The organism is Pseudomonas sp. Z2-11, from assembly GCF_054161305.1.
Genome location: NZ_CP096395.1, coordinates 3635369 through 3661593, shown reverse-complemented (window position 1 = coordinate 3661593; position 26225 = coordinate 3635369). Strand labels below are relative to the sequence as shown.

22 protein-coding genes and 1 tRNA gene are annotated in these 26225 nt (G+C 61.7%); 6 read left to right on the top strand and 17 right to left on the bottom strand.

The window, feature by feature from the left end:
• Nucleotides 1-49 precede the first annotated feature (49 nt).
• Together M1E16_RS16160 and M1E16_RS16155 are read left to right on the top strand one after the other, a co-directional pair.
• The gene (locus tag M1E16_RS16160; RefSeq protein WP_434630485.1) at nt 50-235 is read left to right on the top strand and encodes a hypothetical protein; all 186 of its coding nucleotides are present in this window, start codon (nt 50-52) and stop codon (nt 233-235) included.
• Nucleotides 236-328: 93 nt separating this feature from the next.
• Nucleotides 329-556 (top strand): PLD nuclease N-terminal domain-containing protein, encoded by a 228-nt coding sequence (locus M1E16_RS16155; protein WP_434601000.1) that lies wholly within the window; start codon nt 329-331, stop codon nt 554-556.
• Between the two features lie 25 nt (nt 557-581).
• Here the strand turns inward: M1E16_RS16155 and M1E16_RS16150 are convergent, their stop codons facing one another.
• From M1E16_RS16150 to M1E16_RS16140, 3 genes are all read right to left on the bottom strand, one after another.
• Complete coding sequence (locus M1E16_RS16150) at nt 582-1007, bottom strand: hypothetical protein (protein ID WP_458127859.1); 426 nt, start codon at nt 1005-1007, stop codon at nt 582-584.
• 119 nt (nt 1008-1126) lie between these two features.
• Entirely contained in the window at nt 1127-1357 is a 231-nt protein-coding gene (locus M1E16_RS16145) for a hypothetical protein (RefSeq protein WP_305500600.1), read from the bottom strand.
• A 153-nt stretch (nt 1358-1510) separates the two neighbouring features.
• Entirely contained in the window at nt 1511-1765 is a 255-nt protein-coding gene (locus tag M1E16_RS16140; RefSeq protein ID WP_305500602.1) for a DUF6555 family protein, read from the bottom strand.
• A gap of 237 nt (nt 1766-2002) precedes the next feature.
• Here M1E16_RS16140 and M1E16_RS16135 point away from each other — a divergent pair, with 237 nt between their 5' ends.
• Entirely contained in the window at nt 2003-2902 is a 900-nt protein-coding gene (locus tag M1E16_RS16135) for a polysaccharide deacetylase family protein (protein WP_434698326.1), read from the top strand.
• A gap of 102 nt (nt 2903-3004) precedes the next feature.
• Nucleotides 3005-3196: a DUF2188 domain-containing protein gene (locus tag M1E16_RS16130; protein WP_305500606.1), complete on the top strand. Its 192-nt coding sequence runs from the start codon at nt 3005-3007 to the stop codon at nt 3194-3196.
• Nucleotides 3197-3254: 58 nt separating this feature from the next.
• Here the strand turns inward: M1E16_RS16130 and M1E16_RS16125 are convergent, their stop codons facing one another.
• The 3 genes from M1E16_RS16125 to M1E16_RS16115 all read right to left on the bottom strand — a co-directional run bounded on the left by M1E16_RS16125 (nt 3255) and on the right by M1E16_RS16115 (nt 6283).
• On the bottom strand, nt 3255-5081 hold the full coding sequence (locus M1E16_RS16125) for a DAHL domain-containing protein (protein ID WP_458127858.1): 1827 nt from the start codon (nt 5079-5081) through the stop codon (nt 3255-3257).
• 134 nt (nt 5082-5215) lie between these two features.
• Nucleotides 5216-6073, bottom strand: a complete 858-nt coding sequence (locus tag M1E16_RS16120) for an SPFH domain-containing protein (RefSeq protein WP_305501228.1) — start codon at nt 6071-6073, stop codon at nt 5216-5218.
• 122 nt (nt 6074-6195) lie between these two features.
• Nucleotides 6196-6283: transfer RNA gene (locus M1E16_RS16115), tRNA-Ser, on the bottom strand.
• 124 nt (nt 6284-6407) lie between these two features.
• Here M1E16_RS16115 and M1E16_RS16110 point away from each other — a divergent pair.
• On the top strand, nt 6408-7079 hold the full coding sequence (locus M1E16_RS16110) for a Bax inhibitor-1/YccA family protein (RefSeq protein WP_434630496.1): 672 nt from the start codon (nt 6408-6410) through the stop codon (nt 7077-7079).
• Between the two features lie 289 nt (nt 7080-7368).
• Here the strand turns inward: M1E16_RS16110 and M1E16_RS16105 are convergent, their stop codons facing one another.
• Nucleotides 7369-7806 (bottom strand): Lrp/AsnC family transcriptional regulator, encoded by a 438-nt coding sequence (locus tag M1E16_RS16105; protein WP_434600994.1) that lies wholly within the window; start codon nt 7804-7806, stop codon nt 7369-7371.
• Nucleotides 7807-7939: 133 nt separating this feature from the next.
• Between M1E16_RS16105 and M1E16_RS16100 the strand changes: the two genes are divergently transcribed.
• Nucleotides 7940-8833, top strand: a complete 894-nt coding sequence (locus M1E16_RS16100) for a DMT family transporter (protein WP_434573777.1) — start codon at nt 7940-7942, stop codon at nt 8831-8833.
• Nucleotides 8834-8846: 13 nt separating this feature from the next.
• Here the strand turns inward: M1E16_RS16100 and M1E16_RS16095 are convergent, their stop codons facing one another.
• The 10 genes from M1E16_RS16095 to treZ all read right to left on the bottom strand — a co-directional run bounded on the left by M1E16_RS16095 (nt 8847) and on the right by treZ (nt 26223).
• Nucleotides 8847-10472, bottom strand: a complete 1626-nt coding sequence (locus tag M1E16_RS16095; protein ID WP_458127857.1) for an NADP-dependent glyceraldehyde-3-phosphate dehydrogenase — start codon at nt 10470-10472, stop codon at nt 8847-8849.
• 195 nt (nt 10473-10667) lie between these two features.
• A complete protein-coding gene (locus tag M1E16_RS16090) occupies nt 10668-11570 on the bottom strand; it encodes an autotransporter domain-containing protein (protein ID WP_458127856.1) in 903 nt (300 codons plus the stop codon).
• Between the two features lie 292 nt (nt 11571-11862).
• A complete protein-coding gene (locus M1E16_RS16085) occupies nt 11863-14286 on the bottom strand; it encodes an autotransporter family protein (protein ID WP_458127855.1) in 2424 nt (807 codons plus the stop codon).
• A 165-nt stretch (nt 14287-14451) separates the two neighbouring features.
• Nucleotides 14452-15252, bottom strand: coding sequence for an endonuclease/exonuclease/phosphatase family protein (locus tag M1E16_RS16080; RefSeq protein WP_434697542.1), 801 nt, complete (start codon nt 15250-15252; stop codon nt 14452-14454).
• A gap of 620 nt (nt 15253-15872) precedes the next feature.
• Entirely contained in the window at nt 15873-16637 is a 765-nt protein-coding gene (locus M1E16_RS16075) for a PIG-L deacetylase family protein (protein ID WP_458127854.1), read from the bottom strand.
• Between the two features lie 246 nt (nt 16638-16883).
• The gene (gene glgX / locus M1E16_RS16070) at nt 16884-19043 is read right to left on the bottom strand and encodes a glycogen debranching protein GlgX (RefSeq protein ID WP_434600989.1); all 2160 of its coding nucleotides are present in this window, start codon (nt 19041-19043) and stop codon (nt 16884-16886) included.
• Nucleotides 19044-19189: 146 nt separating this feature from the next.
• Nucleotides 19190-19543 (bottom strand): DUF2934 domain-containing protein, encoded by a 354-nt coding sequence (locus M1E16_RS16065; protein WP_305500620.1) that lies wholly within the window; start codon nt 19541-19543, stop codon nt 19190-19192.
• 19 nt (nt 19544-19562) lie between these two features.
• On the bottom strand, nt 19563-22349 hold the full coding sequence (locus M1E16_RS16060; protein WP_458127853.1) for a malto-oligosyltrehalose synthase: 2787 nt from the start codon (nt 22347-22349) through the stop codon (nt 19563-19565).
• Nucleotides 22346-24424, bottom strand: coding sequence for a 4-alpha-glucanotransferase (malQ, locus tag M1E16_RS16055; protein ID WP_458127852.1), 2079 nt, complete (start codon nt 24422-24424; stop codon nt 22346-22348). The genes M1E16_RS16060 and malQ overlap by 4 nt, the downstream gene beginning before the upstream one ends.
• Nucleotides 24421-26223, bottom strand: a complete 1803-nt coding sequence (gene treZ / locus M1E16_RS16050; RefSeq protein ID WP_458127851.1) for a malto-oligosyltrehalose trehalohydrolase — start codon at nt 26221-26223, stop codon at nt 24421-24423. Before treZ ends, malQ begins: the two co-directional genes overlap by 4 nt.
• Nucleotides 26224-26225: the final 2 nt, after the last annotated feature.

Genomic DNA, 26225 nt, shown 5'->3' with positions numbered 1-26225 from the left:
TCAATGTTGGGTGGACGATCCGGTCCCGGTAATGGGGGAGCGAGAAGAGATGACCACCGTTGAAGACTTCAAAATCAAATCCCACGAACTTTTAGTCGAGCTCGACACAGCGACCTCAGAAATGATGGCGCTGATCTGTGTCCATCAGATGTCCGGGACTGCCTGGGATGAGGCCGTCCGGCGCCAACATGAGGCCTATGAGCAATGGGTCGCCTATCTGAATGAACGCGCGTAGCTGCATCGCCTCTCGCCGCAGGTAACAGGCAGATTCTTTGAACGGTCCCGCAGCGGTCATGCCTAATCCATAGACTGACAAGAGGATAAGGCCATGTCTGAACTAGCCAGTTATTTCTGGATCGCGGTTGCGGTAATCGTGTTGCTATTGGATCTGTGGGCGATCGTCAGCGTCTTTCGCAGCGACAAATCGGCCGGGACCAAGGCGGGCTGGGCATTGCTGCTGGTCATCCTGCCGGTGCTGGGCTTGATTATCTGGGGTGTGGCCGGGCCGCGAGGCATGAAGAATCCGCCTTCGTCGCCCGAGCACAGCAAGGGCTGACATCGGGACATGCGGGCCACCCCGGTCAACGGTTTTTCCATTGGCCGCCGGTGGTTTCGCAGTCCTTTTTCGCTTGCTGAAGCTGTTCTGCGCCGTAGTAGTACCGGGTGACCTGCGCATTGTCTGGAAGATTCGCCGAGCTGCCGCTGCGGTCCTTGCTGGTGGAACGGGGATTGGCCAGGGCCTCCTGGGTCAGCCTCGCCTGGCAGGTGGCTACATAACCCTCGGCGCAGCGTTCGACGGGTTTCTTCTCGGTGCTTAGCGTGCCTTTGCTTTCGTTACTGCACGACCAGCCGATGGCTTCGGCAGGAACACCCTTGTACTCATAGCAACTGCGGGTTTCGATTTCCGGCACCGCTTGGCTCTGGGACCGGGTGATGACGTCACAACCTTGCGCCAGGACAGTCGCAGGGCTGGCACAGGCGATCAGAAGCAGGACCTTGGCATTCATGATGTTCTCCCTTTCAAGACGATTTTGCACCGATACCTAACGATATCGAGGCGCAAAAGACGTGCTCGTTCCATTGGTTTTGCAACCGTGGAACAGGGGAGGCCTGCCTGGGGCGATGGCTAACGGAACTTGGGCAGTGGCGGTTCCGCGGGCTTCAATGAGGACAGCGCGCTCTGGATCGTGGGGGCGTCCTTCTCGATATCATTGAGTCGGTCGCGGATTCGTACGGCGGCGGGGTGCCCGCCCTGGTGGTCGACCCAGTCGGCAATTTCCTTGCAGGCGGCTGTCAGCCGCGCCTGGCGCGATTCCAGTAAGGTCAACAGGGTGGTGATGGACTCTTTTTCAGACATGTCACACCTCCGTTAAAGGTCAGGATGGGGCAGCACAAAACCCGCCAGTGACGGCGGGCCATGCTGCAGTTAAGCGTAGTTGAGATATTTCTGATCGGTCGATATCCGGCGCACGACTGGACAATCGGTACGCCGGACGTGTTCATGTCTATTTCAGCCTGACTCCCTGACCCAGGACGGCGCGACGGAAGCTCGCCAGCGCACATCGGTAATGCCATATTTTTCCGCCATGGGTTTGGAGACCCGCTTGACTTTTTCCCTGCCGAATTTGGGTATACGTCCGACACCCGCATCGCAACTGGCCCAGTGCCAAGCTTCGGAGTTATTCATCACTTCTGCACGAATGATGAAAGACTTGGGCTCGCCATGGAGCACGTAGTCGATGATGTAAAGCGATGGACCGCCCATAAATCCTCCCTAATTGATCCTATACGGATGGATACGGAGGCGTTCGGAAAATTCCATCGAATTTCCGGACGGTCAAAATCGGGGCGGGCAGGGCTGCCGCGTGAGATGTATCACACACCGTGAATGAAGGCGCTTATGGTGAGGAACCAAACCCGGTTAACCTTCTCCAAGGTGGGCTTCAACACCGGTGCCAGGGATCGAAGGCGACGCAGGTTTGGCACTGAATAAAGGCAGGACATGAATAAGATCGCCAAGGCACTGCTTGTGGTGCTGCTTGCCAACGGCCTGTCGGGATGTATCGGCCCGCCCATCGAGCTGACCGCGCAAACCGAGCAACGCTTGCGCGTCCAGCCGCCGATCCGTTTCCTCCTGACATTCGATGACGGTCCCAGCGCGTCATCCTTCTGGAACCCGAGCCTGGACGTGCTCGACGCCCTTGCGGACAACCCGGTGCAGCCGGGAATCAAGGCGCTGTTTTTTGTCCAGACGCGAGCGCCACGGGCCGGTGGCAGCGACATCGGTCGCTCGGTGCTGCAGCGTGAGCAGCGCGAGGGGCATGTCCTGGGTTTTCACACGGCTACCCATTGGCACACCAACCATCGATCCCTCGATCCCGATGAGCTGGAGCTGTCGCTTACCCACGGTGCAGCCGACATCGCCGCGGTTACCGGGGCACCGCCGACCCTGGTCCGGCCGCCATTCTGGAGCTACGACCAGCGCACCTTCGCCGCCTACCAACGGCATGGCATGCACGTTTTGCTGACTGACCTGAGCGCCAACGATGGCAAGGTCTGGGGCATTACCCTGAGTCCTCGCCGGCGGATAAACCTGCTACGCCAGCTCTCGGAGGTGCGTGAGCGCATCGCCGCCGGGCAGTTGCCTGCGGTGGATGGAGTGATTCCGGTGGTGGTGACCTTCCATGACCTCAACCGCTATACCGCCCGTCATGCGCGGGAATATCTGCAGATCCTGATCGACAGCGCCCAGGCCACCGGATTGAAGACCTACGCGAAACCTTTCTATGACGATCGCCAGGCGCTGGAGCGCGCAGCGATGGCCCGGACCCTGAAGGACGCCACCCAGCCGGTGCGCCTGCCCGGTCTGTGGGATTGGTTATGGAAGCGCGATCCTGACTGAGGGGCGTTGACGAGCCAGCGTGGCGACGCTCGGTTGGCCCTTATGGGCGCACCGGGAGTAAGGTAGGCGCGGTAACCCCGTTTTCTTGAGGAGGTGACGATCATGAGTACTGCGATGCTGACCAAAATGCACATCAACGGCTATGACGTGCTCAGCGTGAACAGCGGGCCCTGGAGGGTCTGCACCCAGGCGGACCGGTTGGGTTCCTTTGCTTCGCGTGAGGAAGCGTTGGCCTATGCCGCCGCGTTGCCCGCCAGGAGACGCCGCAGCGCTGCGTCCGCGAACGTCAGGTAGACAGACGTTCCGTTGACTTCGCGGCGGGCGTAGACGTTCGCCGCGAAGTCAACCTGTCTCATGAAGTTGCCAGTTCCAACGGGATTTCCAAAGTGAACAGGGCGCCTTGCCCCGGTCCGTCGCTTTGAACCTGCAGGCGACCGTTCATCTCCACCGCCGCCAGGGCACAGCTGTGCAGGCCAAAACCGTGGCCATCCTTGCGGGTGGTGAATCCGTGGTTGAAGATCCTCGCCTGATTTTCAGGCGCGATCCCTTCGCCACGATCCCTGACGCTGACGCAGAGCGTTGTCTGATCGACGATGCGGACCCCCAGGGTCATTTCCCTTGGCGGCTCGACGTTGGACATGGCGGCCTTGGCATTGCTGATCAGATTGATCAGGATCAGCAGCAGGCGATGCTTGTCGCCCATGATCATCGGAATGTGCTGATAATCCTTGATCACGGTGACCTGGTGTCGGCTGAGCGCCCCCGAATTCATGCGCAATGCATCTTCGAACAGGTCGGCCACATTCAGCGGCTCGATCAGCCGCGCAGCCCCGGCATAGGTCTGCTGAGTCGTGACGATTTCCTTGATGTGGTCGATGCTTTTGGTCAGTTGCGCGAGTTCTTCAATCAGCAACCCCTGTTCGGTGGCGATGGAATCCACCAGTTCATTGAAATACCGGGGCAACAACTTGCCTTTTTCATCCTCGGTGATGAACTGACCCAAGTCCGTGGCATGTTCATTCATCATCCTTACCGCTTTGCCCAGCCCTTGCGTCTTGCTGTTCTTTAACTTGCGCGTCACCAGCTCCGCTGAGATGTTGACGCTGTTGAGGACGTTGCCAACGTTGTGCAACACGTTCGTGGCGATCTCGGCCATGCCTGCCATGCGCGCGGCGTCCACCAGCTCACGCTCGGCCTCCTTCAACTCGCGCGTACGCTCCTCCACGCGTTGCTCCAGCTTGTCGTTGGACGTTTGCAGCTCATGGTTGATCTGGTTGATGAGCGAAGAACTGCGCACCAGCCGTACGGCGAGGTAGATCATCAAGAGCGCCATCAGACTGGCGCAGACGGCCAGGTACATATGATATTTGCGATCGGTCGCGGCCGTCCTGCGCTGCGTTTCGTTGAGCAGCTCGTTGATGCTGTCCAGTTCCTGGGCGACGGGGATGACGCTGATGCGATCCAGCAGATCGTTGACCACCGGCTGTTCCTGGATGACGGTCTTGACGTGCCGGGTCAGTGAGGTGAAAGCCGGCCGATAGGACGAGGGCAACTGGTCGATCCGATGTTCGAGTTCGCTTAGCTGTTCTTGCAGTTCGCTGGCTTTGTCCGAGGTGACATAAAGCGCGTATTCCAGTGTGGTCAGCGCCAGGTCGAGAACGCTGGAGGCTGCCGTCAGCCGAGCGATTTCTCCGTCATCCTTCATCTGTTGCAGCAGCGTCTGAATTTCATCCTCTACCGTTGGAAGTGCATCCAGAGAGGCGCGCAGATTGGCATTGTGCTGCTCGAACTGTTCCACCAACAGGGTCTTGTTCCTGACCGCGTCCATGTAACCGTTGCGTCTCGACGCCCAAAGTGCAGCCAGTGGACCGGAACTGTTCAGTTGCTCCAATTGCTCCCATCGGCTTTGCGCGTCGGCTGGCGGAGCGAGTGACAGGTTATTGCTGACGCCTATTTTTTTCCTGAGAATCTTCACGTTCCAGTTGGCGTCGGCTTGTTTGAGCTGGCGGATGAAGTCGCGTGATTCGAAGAAGGTCGCGGTGTCGCCCGTGTAGGACTTGATCAGGAAGAATATCAGGGCTGAAAACACAACCAGCGCGGTGGCCAACAGGGCGGGCCATTTGTATTTCTTGATAAGGGAGACGGGGTGTTTCGTCGAGCTGCTTTGGCCTGGGTACACGTAGAGCTCCCTGCTAACGTTCAAACGTCGGATGCGTCAGTGAGCAAAGTGTAGCGTCAACGAGGCGGACGGATGTGCTCCGGGCACACTGCGCTGCGAGGAGGCGCGGCCAGGACTGGCCGCGCCGAGGGGCATTACTTGTTGAGATCGATGAAGGGCAGCGCGGTGTTGGGCAGCATGGTGGTGGGGAGTTCACCGTTCCAACGCTCGGCCTTGGTCAGCTCAACCAAGTTCTGGTTGCTGGCCAGCGCCTGGGCGCGCGCCTTGATCGCCTCGGCTTCAGCCTTGCCGCGCAGCTCGGTGGCCAGCGCGTCGGCCTTGGCCTGGGCAACTTGCGAATCGGCTTCCGCCTGGGCCTGGGTCACCCGAATCTGAGCCTGGACCTGCTCGGTGGCGAGCTGCTGCTCACGAGTCTTGACCTGCACTTCAGCGGCCATGCGCGCTTCGATGGCTTTTTCGTAGGCGTCGCTGAAATCGATGTTTTCAACCTGGACGCTGTCGATGATCACCGGCCCGGTGATCGTTGCCTTGATCGCCGCCGAAATATCATTGACCAGTTGCACGCGGTTCTGCACGGCGGCGACGGCGTTGAACTTGCCGAACACGTTTTCCACCTGAGTCGGCACCTGGCGGCTGATCATCCGGTCGCGAATGCCTTCCAGGTCCTTGAACTGGGTATACACCTTCGCCACATCGGAAGGCGCGATATGCCAGGACACGGACACCTTGAGCTCGGCCGATTGCTGGTCCTTGCTGTACGCCTGCAGGTCGTCATAGGACGTCACCTGGCTCTGTGTGCTGATCAGGCGGACCGACTCGATGAAAGGCGTCTTGAACGACAGGCCCGGCTCAACCACCCCAACCAGCGCGCCGTTGCGCAAAAGCACGCCACGCTCGGTTTCATCAACCGTGTACCAGCTGCCAAAGAACACGCATAACAGGACCACGCCGATAATTGCCGCGACGATCGAACCGATGGTTTTGCTGGTCACTTTACTTTCCTTGAGTGGGGTAGGGGATGGCATGCACTGTTTCCTTTGTGAAGACCGTCACTGTTTTTTCAAACGCCAGACACGAAAAAGCCCTGAATGATCAGGGCTTTAACGTTAGAAGATGGCGGAGGCGATGGGATTCGAACTCATGGACCTGTTACAGTCGACGGTTTTCAAGACCGTTGCCTTAAACCACTCGGCCACACCTCCGTACTGCGTTGCGGGCGCCATAATACCCGAATGAAACACACTGTCAAACTCTCTACGTAGCTTGTTACAGAGCGTCTGTTATTATCCTTGCCACTGAATGTTTCAAACCCGGAGGAGTGTCGCCATGCGCGAACAGGATTACGCAGTGAACAACAGCGTGCAGGCTGAGCAGCTAGAGGTTAGCCGCGTCCTGCGCAACACTTATGGCCTGCTGGCTCTCACGCTTGCTTTCAGCGGTGTGATGGCCTTCGTCGCACAACAGATGCGTGTCGGCTACCCGAACATCTTTGTCGTGCTGATCGGTTTCTACGGCCTTTTCTTCCTCACCAACAAGCTCCGCGATTCGGCCTGGGGCCTGGTTTCGGCCTTCGCCCTGACCGGTTTCATGGGCTTTTTGCTCGGCCCGATCCTCAACCGCTACCTGGGCATGCAGGGCGGCGCCGAAGTGGTCAGCTCGGCTTTCGCCATGACGGCGTTGGTGTTTGGTGGTCTGTCGGCCTACGTGCTGATCTCGCGTAAGGACATGAGCTTCCTGAGCGGTTTCATCACCGCCGGTTTCTTCGTGTTGCTGGGTGCGGTAGTGGCCAGCTTCTTCTTCCAGATCAGCGGCCTGCAACTGGCGATCAGCGCCGGCTTCGTGCTGTTCTCGTCGGTCTGCATCCTCTACCAGACCAGCGCCATCATCCATGGCGGCGAGCGCAACTACATCATGGCGACCGTCAGCCTGTATGTATCGATCTACAACCTGTTTGTCAGCCTGCTGCAACTGTTCGGGTTGATGAGCCGCGACGACTGATAGGGCGGTGACGGCTGTCATGGCCTGAGCTGTTCAAGTAAAAAACGGCGCTTTCCCGAAAGGGAAGGCGCCGTTTTTTTTTTGCGCTCGCCTTTACAGCGACAATAGTTACTGAATTTCAAGTACATACCAAATCCCTGTGGGAGCGGGCTTGCCCGCGAAAGGGCCAGCACATTCAACATCTTCATCGACTGTGACGCCGCCTTCGCGGGCAAGCCCGCTCCCACAAGTTTAAAGTGGCCGGCTCGCAACAGCGGACACGCTACCTATTCAACTGACAGCCAGTCCCTTACTCCATCGGCGGCAAACGCCGCTTGACCGGTGTCTTCTTGACGATCGCCGTATTGGTTTCGGCAAGCACATTCAACTTGTCCAGCAGCACATCCAACTGCTCCATCGAGCGCACGTGCAGTCGCGCAATGAAACAGTCTTCCCCAGTCACCTTGTCACATTCGGTGAATTCGCCGATGGCCTGGATCTGCCGCTCCACTTCTTGCAACTGCCCCGGTAACGGACGGATGCGCACGATGGCCTGAAGTTGGTAACCAAAGCACTTCGGATCGACCTCGACGGTGTAGCCCTTGAGCACGCCACGTTCCTCCAGCCGGCGCAGGCGTTCGGCAACGCTGGGGGATGAAAGGCCGCTCAGGCTCGCCAAGGCCTTCAGGGAACGTCGTGAGTCTTCCATCAAGGCGCTGATGAGGATCTGGTCGATGTCGTCAGTCATTTTCGCTCCGTTAGGCAAATGCGCGAAGTTGCCTTGATAAAAAAGGTCGAAAGCCAGTCTAGCCTTTTTCAAACCATGGAGAAGCACCCAGGCGGGTCGGCATACTGTGTCCATTCACTGAAGGAGCCTGAAGATGGACAAGACCCTACGCCGCGGTTCGCTCGAAATGACCGCCGCCATGCTGATTTCCGGAACCATCGGCTGGTTCGTGCTGGTGTCCGGCCTGCCGGTGCTGGATGTGGTGTTCTGGCGCTGCGTGTTTGGCGCCGGCACGTTGTTGCTGATCTGCGCCGGTTTCGGTTTCCTGCGCCGGGATATCCTGACCCGCACGACCTTCCTGCTGGCGGTGCTCAGTGGTGTTGCGATCGTTGGTAATTGGGTGTTGTTGTTCGCTTCATACTCCCGCGCTTCGATCGCCATCGGTACGGCGGTGTACAACGTCCAGCCCTTCATGCTGGTGGGGCTGGCCGCGCTGTTCCTGGGAGAGAAGATCACTGCGCAGAAGCTGTTCTGGCTGGCGGTGTCGTTTCTCGGGATGCTGGCCATTGTCAGCGCCCACGGCGAGCAGGGGCAGGGAGGCGAGGATTATCTGGTGGGCATCGCCCTGGCGCTGGGGGCGGCATTCCTGTACGCCGTTGCGGCGTTGATCATCAAGCGCCTGACCGGCACGCCGCCGCACTTGATCGCGTTGATCCAGGTCGCCACCGGCATTCTCTTGTTGGCACCATGGGCGAATTTCTCGGCCTTGCCGCAGCAACCCGAGGCCTGGGCCAGCCTGCTGACCCTCGGCATGATTCACACCGGCGTGATGTACGTACTGCTGTACAGCGCGATCCAACGCTTGCCGACTGCCGTGACGGGCGCTCTATCCTTTATTTACCCGATCGCGGCGATCTTCGTTGACTGGTTTGCCTTCGGCCATCGCCTCGAGCCGCTGCAATGGCTGGGTGTGGCGGCGATCCTGCTGGCGGCTGCCGGCATGCAACAGGGCTGGGGCATCAAGTCGCGCCGCCCAGCCCTGAGTTGAGGGTCGGTGTTGATCAGAAAATGTAATCGGTGGTCAGGAAATTCGAATCCCGCTCACGAATGATGTCGCTGATCAGCGCCTTGTTGTTGTCCTGGAACTTGGTCGCAACCAGTGTGCGGATCGAAAAGGTCCGCAGTGCGTCGTGAACCGACAATGTGCCCTCGGCGGAGTTTTTCCGGCCGTTGAACGGGAAGGTGTCCGGGCCACGCTGGCATTGGGCGTTGATATTGATGCGTCCGACCTGATTGGCGAAGGTGTCCACCAGCCTGCCGACTTCGGCCGGGTGGGTGCCGAAAATGCTCAGTTGCTGGCCAAAATCGGATTCGAGGACGTAATCGATCACGGTATTGACGTCGCGGTACGGCACGATGGGCACGACCGGGCCGAACTGTTCTTCGTGATAGACCCGCATGGCGGTGTTCACCGGATAGAGTACCGCCGGGTAGAAAAACGAAGCCCGGGATTCGCCGCCGTGCTGGTTCATGACGCCGGCACCCTTGGCGATCGCATCGGCTACCAGCGAATGCAGGTAATCGACCTTGCCCGCTTCGGGCAATGGCGTCAGTGCGACGCCGTCTTCCCACGGCATGCCGGGTTTCAGCGCAGCGAGCTTTGCATTGAATTTCTCGATGAACGCCGGAGCGATATCTTCGTGGACGAAGAGGATCTTCAACGCGGTGCAGCGTTGGCCGTTGAAGGACAGCGAACCGGTCAGCGCCTCGCTGACGGCATTGTCCAGGTCGACGTCGGGCAGCACCAGGCCAGGATTCTTCGCGTCCAGCCCCAGCGCGGCACGCAGGCGATGCGGGCGCGGATGGAGTTTCTTCAGGTCGCTGGCGGCCTTGTTGGTGCCGATGAAGGCGAATATGTCGATCTTGCCGCTGGCCATCAGGGCGCTGACGGTTTCCCGACCGCTGCCGTAGATCACGTTGATCACGCCGGCGGGGAAGCTGTCGCGAAAGGCTTCCAGCAGCGGACGAACCAGTAGTACGCCGAGCTTGGCCGGCTTGAACACCACCGTGTTGCCCATGATCAGCGCCGGAATCAGCGTGGTGAAGGTTTCGTTCAGCGGATAGTTGTAAGGGCCCATGCACAGGGCCACGCCTAATGGCACGCGACGGATCTGTCCGAGGGTGTCCTGTTCCAGCTCGAAGCGGCTGGATCGACGGTCCAGTTCCTTGAGGGCATTGATGGTGTCGACGATGTAGTCGCAGGTGCGGTCGAATTCCTTCTGGGAATCCTTGAGGTTTTTGCCGATCTCCCACATCAGCAGCTTGACCACCGCCTCACGCTGCTCGCGCATCCGCGCCAGGAAAGTCTCGACATGACGGATGCGTTCAGCGACGCGCATGGTCGGCCATTGGCCCTGGCCGCGATCATAGGCCCGGACGGCAGCGTCAAGGGCCGTGAGGGCGGTCTCGGCATCCAGCAATGGCGTGCTGCCGAGAATGACCTGTTCATCGCCATCGGCGCCGGCCAGGTACACCGGGCTGCGCACCGTGGCGAGCGGACCCTGCCAGGTCTTCAGGATGCCATCGACCAGGTATTCACGCTGCTCCACCTGGCCTTCGAGGCGGTAGGCTGGCGGGATGTCGGCGGCACCGGGGAACAGATTGGCAAGGAAGGTGGCTGTGGTCATGTCGTTACTCCATCAATGAAATGAGCCATGGGCTGCGGCAGGCATGAATCGCTTTTAGCGTTATACGCCTTAATGGAGGTGTTTTTTAAGTGTGCCGGGACGCGAGGCCATGCCATTCACTCCGCCGAGCGCAATGCCCGCGTGGCGAGGATGCCGGTTTCTCGCCACGAGGGAGCGGGTGTGAACGGCGAGCACTTACCAGCGCATCCGCACGCCGAGGCTGGCAATGACGCCATTGAGGTCGTTGTCGTCGACGTCGCTGCTGTAGTCAGCGCTGACATACAGGCTTACCACCGGCGTCACCCGGGCCACCAGCCCCAGGCCCACCTCAACGGTAGAAGACTTGCGGCTGCTGCTGATTTTTTCGACCTTGTCCAGGCTCAGGGTGTCGGCGCTCTGGACCGTGTGCCACAGGTTCGTGCGCACGTAAGGCTCCACGCCCAGGCCGTTGACCTGGTACGTACCTTTGAGTTGGGCGCCGACGCGGCCGCTCCAGCTGTTGAGTTTGTTGTTGTTGCCATTGCCGGCATTCGGTGTGTCGAGTGTGATGCGCTGGTTGATCAGTTGGGCCTGGGGTTCGACGATCCAGTTATCGCTGATGCCGATGGGAAATCCGCCCTCGACCGACAGCGTGACGGCGTTGCCCTCGGTGGCCTGGCGCTGGCCTTGTTCGGTCAGGCTGTAACCATTGACGCGTCCGCCGCTCGCGCTCAAATCCAGGTGCCAGCCTGCCGGACCGGTCAGGCTCCAGAAGGCGCCGAGGCTGGGGCCCTGCAGGTTCAGCGCATCCTTGCCGGGATCGCTCATGGCCGGTGTCACCAGCAGTCCGCCATGGTTGGCAGTGATCTGGTGTCGAGCACTGATCAAACCCATCCGTTGGGTGTGACCGCTGTCGTTTCGCAGGGTAAGCAGGGCGGGGCTCCTGCCCGTTACGGCGTCGTTGTCCGTCTGGCCGTCGGCTGGCATTCGGTCATACCAAAGGGAAGCCGGCCGCCCGGCGGGCTCGGCCTGGAGCTCCATGGAGGAGCACAGCAATAACGAAGTGGAGACGGTGCAGAGGGTAGCTTGAAGAGCTTGGGGGCGCTGGGACGTTTTCATGGGGGCCTGCCTTGCAATCGCATGTATCTCTCGCTCAGGGCGTCTCTCCTACCCCGAATGAGGGGCGACCGAATGGGTTGGGGCAAGCCTCTGGCAGCCCGTCGTAACGGGATTCCAGAGGCCTGCCCCTGACTGTGTTTCCGGGGGTAGTACGTTGTAGTCAAGAGGACTGATGCGGGTGCGTCAAGAAAATGGCCGACCAGTGGCACGCTGAAATCAGTGTTCAGTAAATGGTTGATTACAGTTGGTTATTTTTGACTCTTATCAGGCGTCAATTAGTCGCCATCCTCGATCACCAACTGATTCGCACGCCGACATTTCCGGCCACGCTGCGTTGCTGGTTGCTGTCGAGGTTATTGCCGTAGTCCACTCCGGCGTAGGCGCTGACCGCAGGCGCAAGGCTGACGATGACGCCCGCGCCCAGGTCGGCGGTTGAGCTGCGTTGTTGGGTCTCGATCCGTTGGGCGTCGTCGAATGTCACCGTGTCGGTGCCGGAAAAAGTGTGCCAGACATTGGCCCGCAGGTACGGCTCCACCGGCGTGTCGCTGATCAGATAGCGACCCTTGAGACGGGCACCGAGCCGGCCGGTCCAGGCGCTGTCGGAATCGAATTCGACTTTGGAAATCCCATCATCCTGGGTGTCCAGGGAGATCTTCTGATGGATGATCTGTGCCTGTGGCTCGACGACCCAGCCACTGCCCACGGCAAATGGGTAGCCGGCTTCCGCCGAAAGGGTCAGCGCATGCCCGCGATTATCCAGCTTGAGGCCGCGTTCGGAGCGGTTGTCCCCATGCAGCCGGGTGCCCATGACCACCGTGTCGATGTAACCACCGGAGGGAGCGGTCAGCGTCCAGTACAAGCCATAACTGTCGCCGTCGAGTTCAACCTTGCCGGCGCGCCGCCCTTCGAACCCCAGGTTGTAGCCGTCGACGTTGCCGTTCAATTCGCTATGGCCAACGAAAAAACCGATGCGCTGGGTCTGGCCGTCGAAGACCGGCGCGCTGTAAAGGTCGTTACCCACCTGGAAGCCCTTGATGGAGCCGTCGAACCTCGGTGTCACCGTGCCGGCCCAGGTCTGATCGAGGTCCTTGCCGTAGACTCGGCCCCAACCGGCCCCGAAGGCGCCGGTTTCCGTCAGCAGGCGTTGGTCGCCCTGGCGATCATGGAACGTGCCCAGGGCCATCAGGGTCAGTTGGGCGGCGACGGGAGGCAACGCCGACCAGACGGGTACTTCCGGACGGTACAGCGCAATGGGCGCTGCGCCCGGCACGGCGACGGGCAAGGCCGGCAGCGTGGGGCTGGCCACGGCGATCGGACCGGCGACCACGGTCGAGCGCAGATACCAACTGTTTTCATTTCCGGTCACGCCGCCCTTGAACAAACGGTAATCGAACGCGCCGGCCGACACCGATCGCGCCAATGAAAAAGCCCCGCTGTCGCTGACGGCGCCGCCCTGAGCCTGGACCAGCTCGATACCGTCGCGGGCAGTCAAGGCACCTGCACCGCCGATGTTCGTGACGGTGATGGCCGTGCTGCCGCCAAGCGTGCCGGCGTTGACTATCAGCTTGTCGCTCGGCGAGTCGTCTGCACCAAGCAGCGTCTGCAGGCGCAACTGGCCGCCATTGCCGACGTAGTTGCCTTGTACGGTAAGGGTGTCGCTGGTGCGGGTGTTGCCTGCGCCGAGGTCGATGGTTCCGGCATTTTCAAGCGTCGCCATCTGGCCAGCGGTGAACGGGCGAATGCTGCCCTGGCTGGCCGTCAACAGGCTGCTTGCGTCGATGTTCAGCGTGCCGGTGCCGGTGATACCGTCGCCCAAGACCAGCGTGTCGCCCAAGTCCAGGCGCGAGCCTTGGGTGAGGCTGACCGATTCCCAGTTAAGGTAACGGGCGCCATCGCCGGTCGTGCTGGCCACAAAAGCCAGTGTGTCCTGGCCCAACCCCCCATCCAGGCTGGGTGTGGTGGCGAGCAGGGTTTTATCCAGGTTGCTCAACAGCGCCGTGTCGTTGCCTTCGCCCATCAGGATGGCGGAGCGGATGAGGCCGCCGCTCCACTGCAACTGGTCATTACCGAAACTGGCTCGAACCTCGCCGACGATCTCGCCCCCGCTCACGGCGATCCGGTCGTCACCGCCACTGACACTGACGTTTCCGCCGATGCGTCCCGCACTAACGATAATGGTGTCCCGACCAAAGCCGGTCACCAGATTGCCAAGAATCTGCCCACCTGACATGTCGAAAATATTATCGTCGAGTTTCATGTCGACCCGGCCGATGGTGCCGCCGGTCATCGTCGCTTGGTCTCCGTCTTCGAACGCGCCGACGATGGTGCCGCCGGTCATCAGGAACGTATCGAGCCCATCGCCCTGGGCCAGTGACTGGATGCTGCCGCCGCGCATGACAAAATCATCGGTGCCCGAGCCTTGTTGCACGTCGCCTGCCACGATGCCGTCGGGATTGATCTCGACGTAATCGGCTCCGGCGCCGAAGGTGATGTCTCCCTGGATCACACCGCTGCCATGGGCCGGCATCGTCAGGCGGTTATCTCCCGACAGGTCGCTCAATCCGGGGCTGGTGCCGCTGTCGCAGACATAACTGTCATTGCCTGTCGTCGGCGTCAGGGTGCATGCCGCCATGGCGGGCGATGCGTCCAGCAACAGCGGTGTAGTCAGCCACAAGGCATTGAACAGCCGGTTGACGCCATGATTGCGCAAGCTCATCTGCTTTCCCTCAGCATCGGCATCCGTGGCATGCCGCAATCCAGCCTCGGTTGCTCTACAGAAGGCTCACGGGCCTGGCAACGCTTGCTGTATGTGGGGCACGCTAACAACGGATGATGAGGGTCGCTACTGTCAGATCTTACAGGTTAGCGTCGGTGACCGCGGCTACAGGTGCACCTCCACCGACAGCGGCAAGTGGTCACTCAGATGTGTCCAAGGTCGGTTGCCGAGAATCTGCGGCGCATGGCTGGTGGCGTTGCGCAGATAGATGCGGTCCAGGCGCAGCAGGGGAAAACGCGCCGGATAGGTCCTGGCCGGGCGGCCATGGTGGTGTTCGAAGGCTTCGTGCAGGTAGCGGCGGCGGGCGAGGGTGGTGTTGCCGCGCAGCTGCCAGTCATTGAAATCCCCCGCAATGATGACGGGCGCGTTTTCGGGCAGCGAATCGAGTAGTTTGCAGAGCAATTGAAGCTGCAGTTGGCGATGGCTTTCGAGCAGGCTCAGGTGAACGCAGATCCCATGGACTTCGGCGTGCCCTGGCACGTCCAGCACACAGTGCAGCAACCCGCGCCGCTCCGGGCCGGTGATGGACACGTCGAGATTGCGGAACTGGCGGATCGGATATTTTGAAAGCAGGGCATTGCCATGGTGGCCGTCGGGGTAGACCGCGTTCCGGCCATAGGCGAAATCGCTCCACATGCTGTCGGCGAGGAACTCGTACTGCGAGGTCTGGGGCCAATTGTCATAGCGTGACGCGTGGCGGTCGTGTTCACCCAGCACTTCCTGGAGAAATACCAGGTCGGCCCCCGTGCTGCGTACCGCTTCGCGCAGTTCGGGCAGGATGAAGCGGCGGTTGAGGGCGGTAAACCCCTTATGCGTATTGACCGTCAGGACCCGCAGCCGATGAACCGCCGCAGATGCATCCGCCGCCGCGGGTTGCTCGGCCTGCCAGTTGGAATCGCCAGTCACGTTCGCTCCTGAATCAGACGTATGTGTTCATGCGACTGACCGCGGCTGCGGCAGTTCCGGAATTGTTGAATGTCGAGTCCGGGCCATCCGGAGCACCCAGGCACAACACAAAATCCTGTAGGAGCGAGCCTGCGCGCGATGGCGGTGTTTCAGGCGACACGGATGCTGAATGGGCCGGCCTCTTCGCGGGCAGGCCCGCTCCCACAGTGGAGCTGCGCCATCCGGAGCACCGCTTTAGACCTTGATCTTGATCTTGATCTTGATCTGGGGCGCCCCGTTAACCACGCTGGCCGAACGCAGGCATTGCGCAGTGGGCAACCCGGCATGGATGCCGGGTTAGCCGCGCTGGGCCATGGATGGCCCTTCGCGGCGGGCCCACGGAGCAATGCCGGAGTGAGGGCACACCGAGCCCAGGCGAGGTGCCGAGTGGTGGGGCAAAGCGTTTTTGGTTACTTTTGGCCGCTTTTCCAAAAGTGACCCGCTGTAAGAGCGGAACCATAAGCGGCCGTTACCAAAAAAATGGATATGTACCCAATCAAACCGCCTTCGCGAGCAGGCTCGCTCCCACAAGGTTGTGGTGCCCGGGATAAACAGGCCCTAGCCACAGGACAGGGGGCTGATCAGATGAAAACGATTTCGTACGGCATGCCCATGCGGTCGAGAATCACCCGCGGTACCAGCGGTGCGATACCGTTGGCCGGTTCACCGTTGAGCTGGCTGGAGTAAGCATGCATGGCGTGGCGCTTGCGAGCGGTGGTCCAGACATCCAGACGCAGTTTGCGAGCTCGATGCCAGGGGATCCTCTTCTGTTCGCGGACGGGCCAATGCCACGCCCATACCGGCAGTTCGTTGAACACCGCGCCGATCGCTTCGGCTGCCTGGGCCCCGGCGCGTCCGACAGTGTCGTGGTCGCTGTCGCCGTCCTGGCGCCAGGTGCTGAATACCACGTCACCGGGGCGAAGATGATGACCGATGAACGCAGCCAGTGGCTCCTCGTGCTCGGCCAGGCTCTTTTCTGGGAAGCCGCCGCGCACCCATTGCAGGCCATTGGGCGGCACACCCAGGCGATGCAGGGCGTCGACGCTTTCCTGGGGGTGGGGGCGGAACGTGCGCAGCCGCTCATCATTCCATAATGGCGAACCCGGGTGGCCGAGGCTGCCGTCAGTGACGGAGATCAGTAGCATGGGATGGTCCAGGTTGCTCAACAACTGGAGCAGTCCGCCGCAGGCACCGACCTCGTCGCCCGGGTGCGGGGCAAGGATGACCGCGCGGGAGCCGGCGGGTATGAGTGTCTGGGTGCTGATGATGGGAATGTCGGCCAGTTGCGGCGCGCTGTTCCATATCTGGGGATGCTGCCGGCCTTGCAAGCGGGAGGCGGGTTTCATATGAGGCTACGTCCTTGTGCTGTTCAATCGTTCAGTCATGCACCGGACCGACTGCCCGGCGTCGCCCCGCAGGGCTGACTGTGATTCGCGGCGCTCCGAGTCCTGGAACCGCCGTACGGGAAGTATTGACTATGCTGGCGGTTTCGTCGCGTCAGATTGCGTATCTGAACCGCTTTTTTTTGTTCGAACTGCGTCGCGTGAGCGACCAGAAAAACCGCGTCCCTGCGGTTTTGTCGATTTGCCGTCTTATTCCTCTTCGTCGCGTTGCAGCTCGAACAACAGCAACGAGCGGCCGGTCACGGAGTATTCGGCATCAAAATCGAAGCGCTCCTGGCCGCGCACCGTCGGCTGATTGGTGTCCACCATGCATGTCCAGAAACTGCCTTCCGGCACTTCCGGCAAGCGGAAGTTGACGATGTCATGGTGTGCGTTGACGACCAGCAACAAGGTAGCGTCGCCCCCTTTGCGGCGGATACCGGTTTCCTGGGCTCGCCCGTCCATCAGCATCCCCAGGCAGCGGTTCTGGCCGTCCTGCCAGTGTTCAACGGTCATCTCGTTGCCATCCGGGGCCAACCAGGTGACATCCTTGACGCCGATGTCCTCGTTGTAATTGCCCACCAGGAAGCGTCCGCGCCGCAGGATCGGGTAAGTCAGGCGCAGCTTGATCAGACGCTTGACGAACTTGAGCAGCGCCGCGCCATCCTCGCTCAGGTCCCAGTTGACCCAGCCGATCTCGCTGTCCTGGCAGTAGGCATTGTTGTTGCCATGCTGGGTGCGGGCGAACTCGTCGCCCGCGACGATCATCGGCGTGCCTTGGGCGAGCAACAGCGTTGCGAAGAAGTTACGCATCTGCCGGTGGCGCAGCGCGTTGATCTCGGGGTCATCCGTCGGACCTTCGACGCCATGGTTCCAGGACAGGTTGTTGTTGCTGCCGTCCTGGTTGTTTTCGTCGTTGGCTTCGTTGTGCTTGTCGTTGTACGACACCAGGTCGTGCAAGGTAAAACCGTCGTGGGCAGTGACGAAGTTCACCGAGGCATAAGGGCGGCGACCGCGCTGGTTGAACATTTCGCCCGAAGCGGTCATACGGCTGGCGAAGTCGGCGAGTTGGCCGTCGTCGCCTTTCCAGAAGGCGCGCACGGTATCGCGGAACTTGTCGTTCCATTCGACCCAGCCCGGCGGGAACCCTCCGACCTGGTAACCTCCAGGCCCGCAATCCCAAGGTTCGGCGATAAGTTTCACCTGGCGCAGCACCGGATCCTGGCGACAGGCGACGAGGAAGCTGTGGCGCTCATCGAAACCGTCATGGTAGCGACCCAGAATAGTCGCCAGGTCGAAGCGGAAGCCATCGACGTGCATTTCGGTGGCCCAGTAGCGCAGGGAGTCGGTGACCATCTGCAGCACACACGGGTGGCTCAGGTCGAGGGTGTTGCCGGTGCCCGAGTCGTTGATGTAATAGCGCTTGTCGTCGGGCATGAGCCGGTAGTACGAGGCATTGTCGATCCCGCGCATGGACAGGGTCGGGCCCTGTTCGTTGCCCTCGGCAGTGTGGTTGTAGACCACGTCGAGAATCACTTCAAGATTGGCCTCGTGCATGTGCGCGACCATTTCCTTGAACTCGGCGATCTTGCCGCTGGCCAGGTAACGCGGGTCCGGGGCGAAAAAGGCGATGCTGTTGTAGCCCCAGTAATTGGTCATCCCTTTGTGCAGCAGGTGCTGGTCATTGACGAACGCATGGACGGGCATCAGTTCGACCGAAGAAACCCCCAGCTTGCGGATATGTTCGAGCACATCGTCGACCATCAGGCCGCCGAAGGTGCCACGCAGGTTCTCAGGCACCGCGGGATGGCGCATGGTGATGCCGCGTACATGGGTCTCGTAGAGGATGGTCTTGTCCCACGGCACGCTGACGCGATGGTCGTTGCCCCAGGTGTGGGCCGGGTCGATGACCTTGCACTTGGGCACGAAAGGGGCGCTGTCGCGTTCATCGAAACTGAGGTCGCCGTCGGGGTGACCGATGGTGTAGCCGAACAAGGCCTCGGACCATTTCAGTTCTCCCACCAGCTGTTTCGCGTAGGGATCGATGAGCAGCTTGTTGGGGTTGAAGCGGTGGCCATTCTCCGGATCGTAAGGGCCATAGACACGGTAGCCGTAGATCAGCCCCGGATGGGCATCGGGCAGATAGCCGTGGTAAATCTCGTCGGTGTACTCCGGCAACTCGATGCGTTCGAGTTCGACTTCGCCGGTGTCATCAAAAATACACAGTTCAACCTTGGTGGCGTTGGCTGAGAACAACGCGAAATTGACCCCCAGGCCATCCCAGGTCGCGCCAAGCGGAAACGGCAGCCCTTCACGAATCCGCGAAGCCTCGATAACCGGCGGCGGCGTGGTTTTTTTTGGACGGGTCATAGTTGCTCCTGCAAAAGACAGATTCGGTGATGCGACGCACGCAGGACTGCGTGCCTTGCGCTTATGGCGAGACGATAAAGCGCCACGCCACAAGCAGGCCCCTTCATTGGAAGGAGCACGGGCTTGAGAACGATGAGTTCGCTGGATCAGACCGCCGGTGGTTTGCGCACCGCTCGTGGCTTCTTCGCGGCCGCCTTGTCGGCGGGCGGGACCACTGCGGCAGTCGCCGCGGAGGGTTTGGCCGCAGGCTTGGCCTTGGGCGTGGTGTTCTTCGCAGCGGTCTTGGTCGCAGCGCTCTTGGCGGGTGCCGGCTTGGTGCCGTCAGTCTTGCTGGCGGCGGTCTTGCTCGCTGCTTTTGGCGGCTTGCTAGGCGCCAGTGCCTCGGCTTCAGCCAGTTTGCGCGCCATTTCCCAGTGACGTTTTTCCTGCCCGGCGGGCTTACCCTCCGACTCCCAGATCTGATAGGCAAATTCACGAATGCGTTTATCGTCGGTACTCATCGCAGTGCTCCTGACTAACTCAAGATTCAATAAAGATATTGACCGGGAAATCCCCCAGCGCGGCGCTGACCATCAGCTCCCTTTGGGGTGTGACTGCTGCGCTTGCAAAAAGTCCCTTCAGTTTTCCATCCTCGGCGGCGAACGGTAACGACACCCGGGTATCGCCCCAGTCCGATGCAGCCACGTGGGGCAAGGCACCGTTTTCCAGCAGGCGGGCGGCGTGCACCGGGACCACTACAATAGCCCGCTGCTGCTGGTATTCGCGCATGAACGCCAGCACCCGCCCGGCGTGTTCGCCAAGCACCGGCAGCGGTTGATAGCTGCCTTGGCGAAACAGCTGCGGGTATTCGGCGCGCAAGGCCAGCGTCCGCGCTATCAGTGCCTGCTTGACCCGACCGTCGCGCCAGTCGCGTACCAGCGTCGCCGGTGAGCTGTCGCCCTGTACCGCCTCACGGCGAGCATTGAAATCCACCGGGCGACGGTTATCCGGATCCACCAGACTGAAATCCCAGAATTCGTTGCCCTGGTAGAGGTCCGGGACGCCGGGTACGGTCATGCGCAGCAAGGTTTGCGCCAGACTGTTGAGGGCGCCCGCCGGAGCGATGGCCTGGACCGCCTCGGCGATGGCGCTGCGCAACGGCAGGCCCTCGTCGCACAGCAGCAACCGCTCAAGGAACATCTGGGTGGCTTGCTCATAGGCATCGTTGACCGCCGCCCAGCTGCTTTGCAGCTTGGCTTCGCGCAGGGCCTTGCGTTGCCATTGCCAGAGGCGTTCGCTGTATTCGGCCAAGGCTTTGGGGTCCTGCAGGTCGAGGTCCAGCGGCCAGCTGCCGAGCAGGGCCTGGTAAAGGATCAGTTCATCACCGGCCGATGGGGCTGCTGGGTCGCTGTGCAGCGACGGCGAGAGGATGCGCCATTGCTCCACGCACGCGGTGTACCAGTCCGGGCGTTCGCTGATCACTGCCAGCCGGGCTCGGGTGTCTTCGCCGCGCTTGTGGTCGTGGGTCGCGGTGGTGACGAGGTTGTCGGGAAAGTGTTCGAGCCGTTCCCGGCACGCTTCATGGAATTCCTCGGCCGGGGCACTGAAGCGCTCGGTGTTGTAGCCCACGTCATTGCGCGAAAGCAGTACCGCCGAGCGATACAGTGCAGTGTCCTCGACAGCCTTGGCCGCTGCCGGCGAGGTCAGTTGCTGGAAGCGCACGCAGGCGTGGCGCAGGCGTTTGCGCTCACTGCCGCGAGGCCGCTTGCGCCATGGCATGCCACCGAGCCAGTCGGCCAGGCAGTCGAGCACCGGCCAATCGGCTTCGCTCAGGGTTTGCCGGGCGCCTTCCAGGGCTTTCTGGAAAAACACCTCGTCCTCGGCGGAGCGTCCCAGCGGGTTGATGTACGTGCGATACACCGGGAAATGCACGATCAACTCCTGCAACGCCCGACGAATCGCGCCCAAGGTCAGATCGCGGGTCATCACGTCGTCCCGGGCGACTTGCAACAGGGCCTGTGCGACGCTTTCGAAATCTCCGGCAAGAGAGCCGTTGAGAATCTGCTGGCGGGCCAGGCGGGCCTCTTCGATGAAGTGCGCCGGGCGCTCGCTGTGCCGGCTCCAGAACTCGGCGAGGGGCTCGGCGCCGGCCGGGTCGTGCTGCAGCAGCGAAATCTGGTTCATGAACTCGTAACCGGTGCTGCCATCGATGGTCCAGTCGCGGCGCAGGGTTTCGCCGTCGCCGAGGATTTTCTCGACGAAAATCGGCAGGTGCCGCGAGGGCGAGAGCGAGTCGACACGACGGCGCAGCTTGCGGCAGTAACCGCGAGGATCGGCCAGGCCATCGATGTGGTCGATCCGCAGGCCGTCCACCAGCCCCGCGGCGATCAGCTCGAAGATCTTGGCGTGGGTCGCCTCGAACACCGCCGGACGCTCGACCCGCAGGCCGCCCAGTTCGTTGACATCAAAGAAGCGTCGCCAGTTGATATCGTCCGCCGCCGTGCGCCAGCTGGCGAGCCGGTAGCTCTGGCGCTCGAGCAGTTGGTGCAGGCGCTCGAAACCCGCGGGCTCGGTGGAATCGTAGCCGCGCAGGTTGTCTTCGATGGCGCTGAGGATGTTCGTTTGTTTGGCAAGGTCGCGCAGCTCTTGCTGGAGCGGGCGGGCGAGGGAGTGGGCGTCGGTCTGGTAGTTCAGCGTGGTGAAACGCTCGGCCAGCGCCTTGAGCGCGTCGACCTGCTCGGGCTCCAGAGCGTCGGCCGGCTTGAGCAGCTCACCGTATTGCATCGGGCAGATGGGGAAGCGGTGCTCGTAATGCTCGACATGGAAGCTGCCTTGCGCGGCATCGAAGCGCAGTTTCAAGGTGCCTTCCTGCAGCGCCACGCCATAGTCGCTGCCCAGGAATGGCAACAGCAGCTGGCCTTCCATCAGCGGGTCGGGGGAATGCCACTGGATATCGAAGAATTCGCCATAGGGGCTCAAGCGTCCCCACTCCAGCAGGTCCAGCCACCAGGGGTTGTCGTTGCCGCCAACGGCCATGTGGTTGGACACGATGTCGAGAATCAGGCCCATCCGGTGCTCGCGCAAAGTAGCGACCAGGCGCTTTAGCGCAGCCTCTCCGCCAAGCTCCGGGTTGACCTGGGTCGGGTCGACCACGTCGTAGCCGTGCATGGACCCGGCACGAGCCTTAAGCAGGGGAGAGGCATAGATGTGGCTGATGCCCAGCGCTGCGAAGTAGGGCACTTGCGCTACGGCATCGTCGAGGGTGAAGCCTTTATGAAATTGCAGGCGCAAGGTGGCCTGCAGCGGTTGGATCAGTGTCTGGTTCATCGGTCACGCTCGTTCGCCTGAAGTCTCGCGCAGGCGAGTATTTCCAGACGCCGTGCGGCGTCCGGGTCATCCAGCAGCGCGCGGCTTTCCAAAGCCAGGCGCCGCCGCCAGTTGGGGTGAGTGTCGGTGGTGCCGGGCAGGTTGGCCTGTTCGTCGATACCCAGGGCATCTTCCAGGGGCAGCAGCACCAGCGGCGCGCGGGTATGACCGAGGAAGCGCACGCTGGCGTCCAGCACCTGGTCGGTTTCGCGGTGTTCTTCGCGAAAATTCTGCGGGTCCTGGTTCAATGCATTGCGTAACCCGTCACGCTCGCGTTGGCGGTGCCGGCGCCAGTCCATCTCGGTGTGGGAGTCGATCAGGTCCAGCCGGGCGTTCCAGTCGATGTCGTGACCGTGCCACCAACCGTTCAGGGTCGGCAGGTCATGGGTGCTGGTGGTGGCCAGGGCGTCATCCGGCCAATCGAGGATCGGCTTGAAGTGGGTATTGTCCTGTTCGAACAACAGCACGCGCATGCCGAGAATGGCGCGGGCCGCAAGTTTTTCCCGCAGGCCTTCGGGCACGGTGCCGAGGTCCTCGCCGAGCACGATGGCCCGGTGGCGATGGGATTCCAGGGCCAGCAGCCGCAGCAGATCATCAATCGGGTAATAGAGGTAGGCGCCATCGGTGGGCGGGGCGTCGTTGGGGATCACCCACAATCGTTGCAGACCCATGATGTGGTCGATGCGCAAGCCGCCGGCGTGGGCGAAATTGGCCCGCAACATTTCTATGAACGCGCGGAAACCGTTGCGTACCAGCCCTTCTGGCGAGAACGCCGAGATACCCCAGCCCTGGCCGGAGCGGTTGAGAATGTCCGGCGGTGCGCCGACGGTGAGCGAGGCGAGCAACTCATCCTGGCGGCTCCAGGCCTGACTGCCGGCGCCGTCAGCGCCCACGGCGAGATCGGCAATCAGGCCGATGCCCATGCCACTGGACTTCGCCGCGCTCTGGGCGCGCTCCAGGCAGCGGGCAATCAACCATTGGCAGAAGGCGTAGAAGCCGATTTCATCTGCGTTCTCTTCGGCGAAACGGGCCAGCGCGGCGCTGCGCGGATCGCGCCATTCTTGCGGCCACTGGCGCCAGTCGAGGCTTTCGCCCCGAGCGGCGCGATCGGCCTGGAGGGCTTCGAAGCGGCAATGGTTTTCCAGGGCCTCGCCGCTGCTGTGGCGGAAACTGCTGAAATCCTCATGCAGCGGATGTTCGCCCTGGCTGAAGCCGTCGTACAGCGCGCGAAGAACCCGCTGCTTGGCTTCGGCAGCCACCGGCCAGTCGATCAGCGGCTGCTCTTCGAGGCTGCGCAACTGGTTGGTCAAGCCGGTGGCGTCGATGGCCGTGCGCAACGCACGCTCGCCAAGGATGGTGCCGGGCGCGGCGTACAGGCTGTTGAGAAAAAGCCGGCTGGAGGGCGAATAAGGGCTGTAGCGCCCGGTATCGCTGCTGAACATCGCATGCATCGGGCTGATGGCCAGGGCGTCGGCACCACGTTCGCCGGCCACCCGGGCCAGTTCTTCCAGGGCCTGGGTGTCGCCGAAGCCACCATCGCCAGGGCGGCGCAGGGAATAGAGCTGCGCGCTCAGGCCCCAGACCCTGGGGATAGGGTCGTCCACCGCATCCGCCACGCTGTAGCAACGGGCGGGCGCCACCGCCAGGGTGAAATGCTGGCCCTGGATGCTGACCTGCTGATAGCCCACCGGGACGATCCCCGGGAGCGTCGCGTCGGCGTCAAGTTTCAGATTCAGCGTCGCGCCATCTTCAAGCCGGATCTCGCACGGGGTCGCGGGTTCGAAATAGCGGCTCAGGTCGACATTCACGCCTGCGTCTGCGGTAAGCAGCGGCGGCAGGCGGTGGTTCTGTTGGTCTTCCTGCAACTGCAACAGGCTGGCGTCGATTTCCTGGGCAGTGCCGGCGGGATGCCCCAGGCCGGTGAGGACCGAGCGCAACACCGCGGGTGTAACTTTCTGGGCACGGCCATTGGCATCGATCCAGTCCACCGCCAGGCCCGCTCGGCCAGCGAGGATTTCCAGTTGCGCATCGCTCATAGGCGCTCTCCAGTAATATTGGGCAAGGTTGTCGCTTGCGTCAGACTGACCAGCGCGCTGTGGGGCGTGAGCACCCCTTGTTGCAACAGACCCATGGCCTGCGGTGGATGTTCGAAAAGAATCTGCGCATCTTGCGGTGCGCTGTGTTCGACCGGCTTGTCGCTGAGGTTCAGGTCGATGCGCAACACGCTGCCGTCGCCCATCTGCCAGCGCGCGCTGACGGCGCCATGGCCCAGCACATCCGCGCCCAGGGCATGGGCGGCGGGCAGGCGCGGGACGATTTCCTCACGGCGGATCTTCAATAACTGGCGATACAGGGTTTCGCTGGCCAGTTGTTCCGGTTGATGGGCTTCCAGGTTGGGCCGTGAAGCGTCGAACGTGCCGGCCGCGTTCGGGTCGGGAATCCGCTCGCGTTTCTCGGGGTCGGCAAAGGCTGCAAAGGCCTTGAACTCGTTGCGTCGACCTTCGCGCACCAACTCCGCCAGTTCGCCATGGTGGCTGGTGAAGAACAGGAACGGTTGTTCGGCTACCACTTCATCGCCCATGAACAACAGCGGGATCATCGGTGACAGCAGCAATAAGGCGGTCGCGGCTTGCAGCGCCTGAGGCGGGGCCAACTGGTGCAGGCGCTCGCCCAAGGCCCGGTTGCCGATCTGGTCGTGGTTTTGCAGGAACAAGACGAAAGCGCTGGGCGGCAGGTGACCGCTGGCCTCGCCGCGGGATTCACCGTGGCGGTTGGTATGGCCCTGGAAAACAAACCCCTGGCTCAGGCAGCGCGCGAGCTTTTCCGTGGTCTGCTCGGCATAGTCGGCGTAATAGGCATCGGTCTCGCCGGTCAGCAGCACGTGCAAGGCATTGTGCCCGTCATCGTTCCACTGGGCGTCGTAGCCGTGCTCCAGCAGGCTGGCCTGGTTGTGTTCGTTCTCGACGGTCAACCAGACGTAGCGCGTCGGGTCGACCTGTTGGCGCACCGTGGTGGCGAGCTCCTGGAGGAAGTCCGGGTCTTCGATCGCATGCACGGCGTCCAGGCGCAGGCCGTCGAAACGGTATTCGAGCAACCACATCAGCGCGTTTTCGATGAAGAAGTCGCGGACCTCGCGGCGCCGGAAGTCGATCGCCGCGCCCCAGGGTGTGTGCTTGTCTTCGCGAAAGAAGCCCTTGGCGTAGCGGTGCAGGTAGTTGCCATCGGGGCCGAAGTGGTTGTAGACCACGTCGATAATGACCGCCAAGCCATGGCCGTGGGCGCTGTCGATCAGATGCTTGAGCTGGTCCGGCGTGCCATAGGAGGCCTGGGGAGCGTAGGGCAATACACCGTCGTAGCCCCAGTTGCGATCGCCGGGAAACTGCGCCAGGGGCATCAGTTCGATGGCGGTCACGCCAAGCCCGGCCAGGCGTGCCAATTGTTGTTCGACGCCTTCGAAACCACCGAGGGCGCCAACGTGCAGTTCGTAGATGACGGCGTCGTACCAGGGGCGACCGGACCAGTTGGTGTGTCGCCATTGGTAGGCGTGGGGGTCGACCACCACGCTGTGGCGATCGATATCACCGTCCTGGGCGCGGGAGGCTGGATCGGGCACCTCCAGCTCGCCGTCGATGTTGAAGCGGTAACGAGTGCCAGCGGGGCAACGGGCCTGGATCATGAACCAGCCGTTGGCCTGGGGCAGCATCGGTATGGATTCTCCAGTGTCGAGTTCGACACTGACGTAAAAGGCATCCGGGGCCCATAGCGCGAAGCGGGTGTGCTCGGAATCGAGCAAGACCGCGCCATGGGTCCAGGTTTCAGGCGTCCTTGACGGCATCG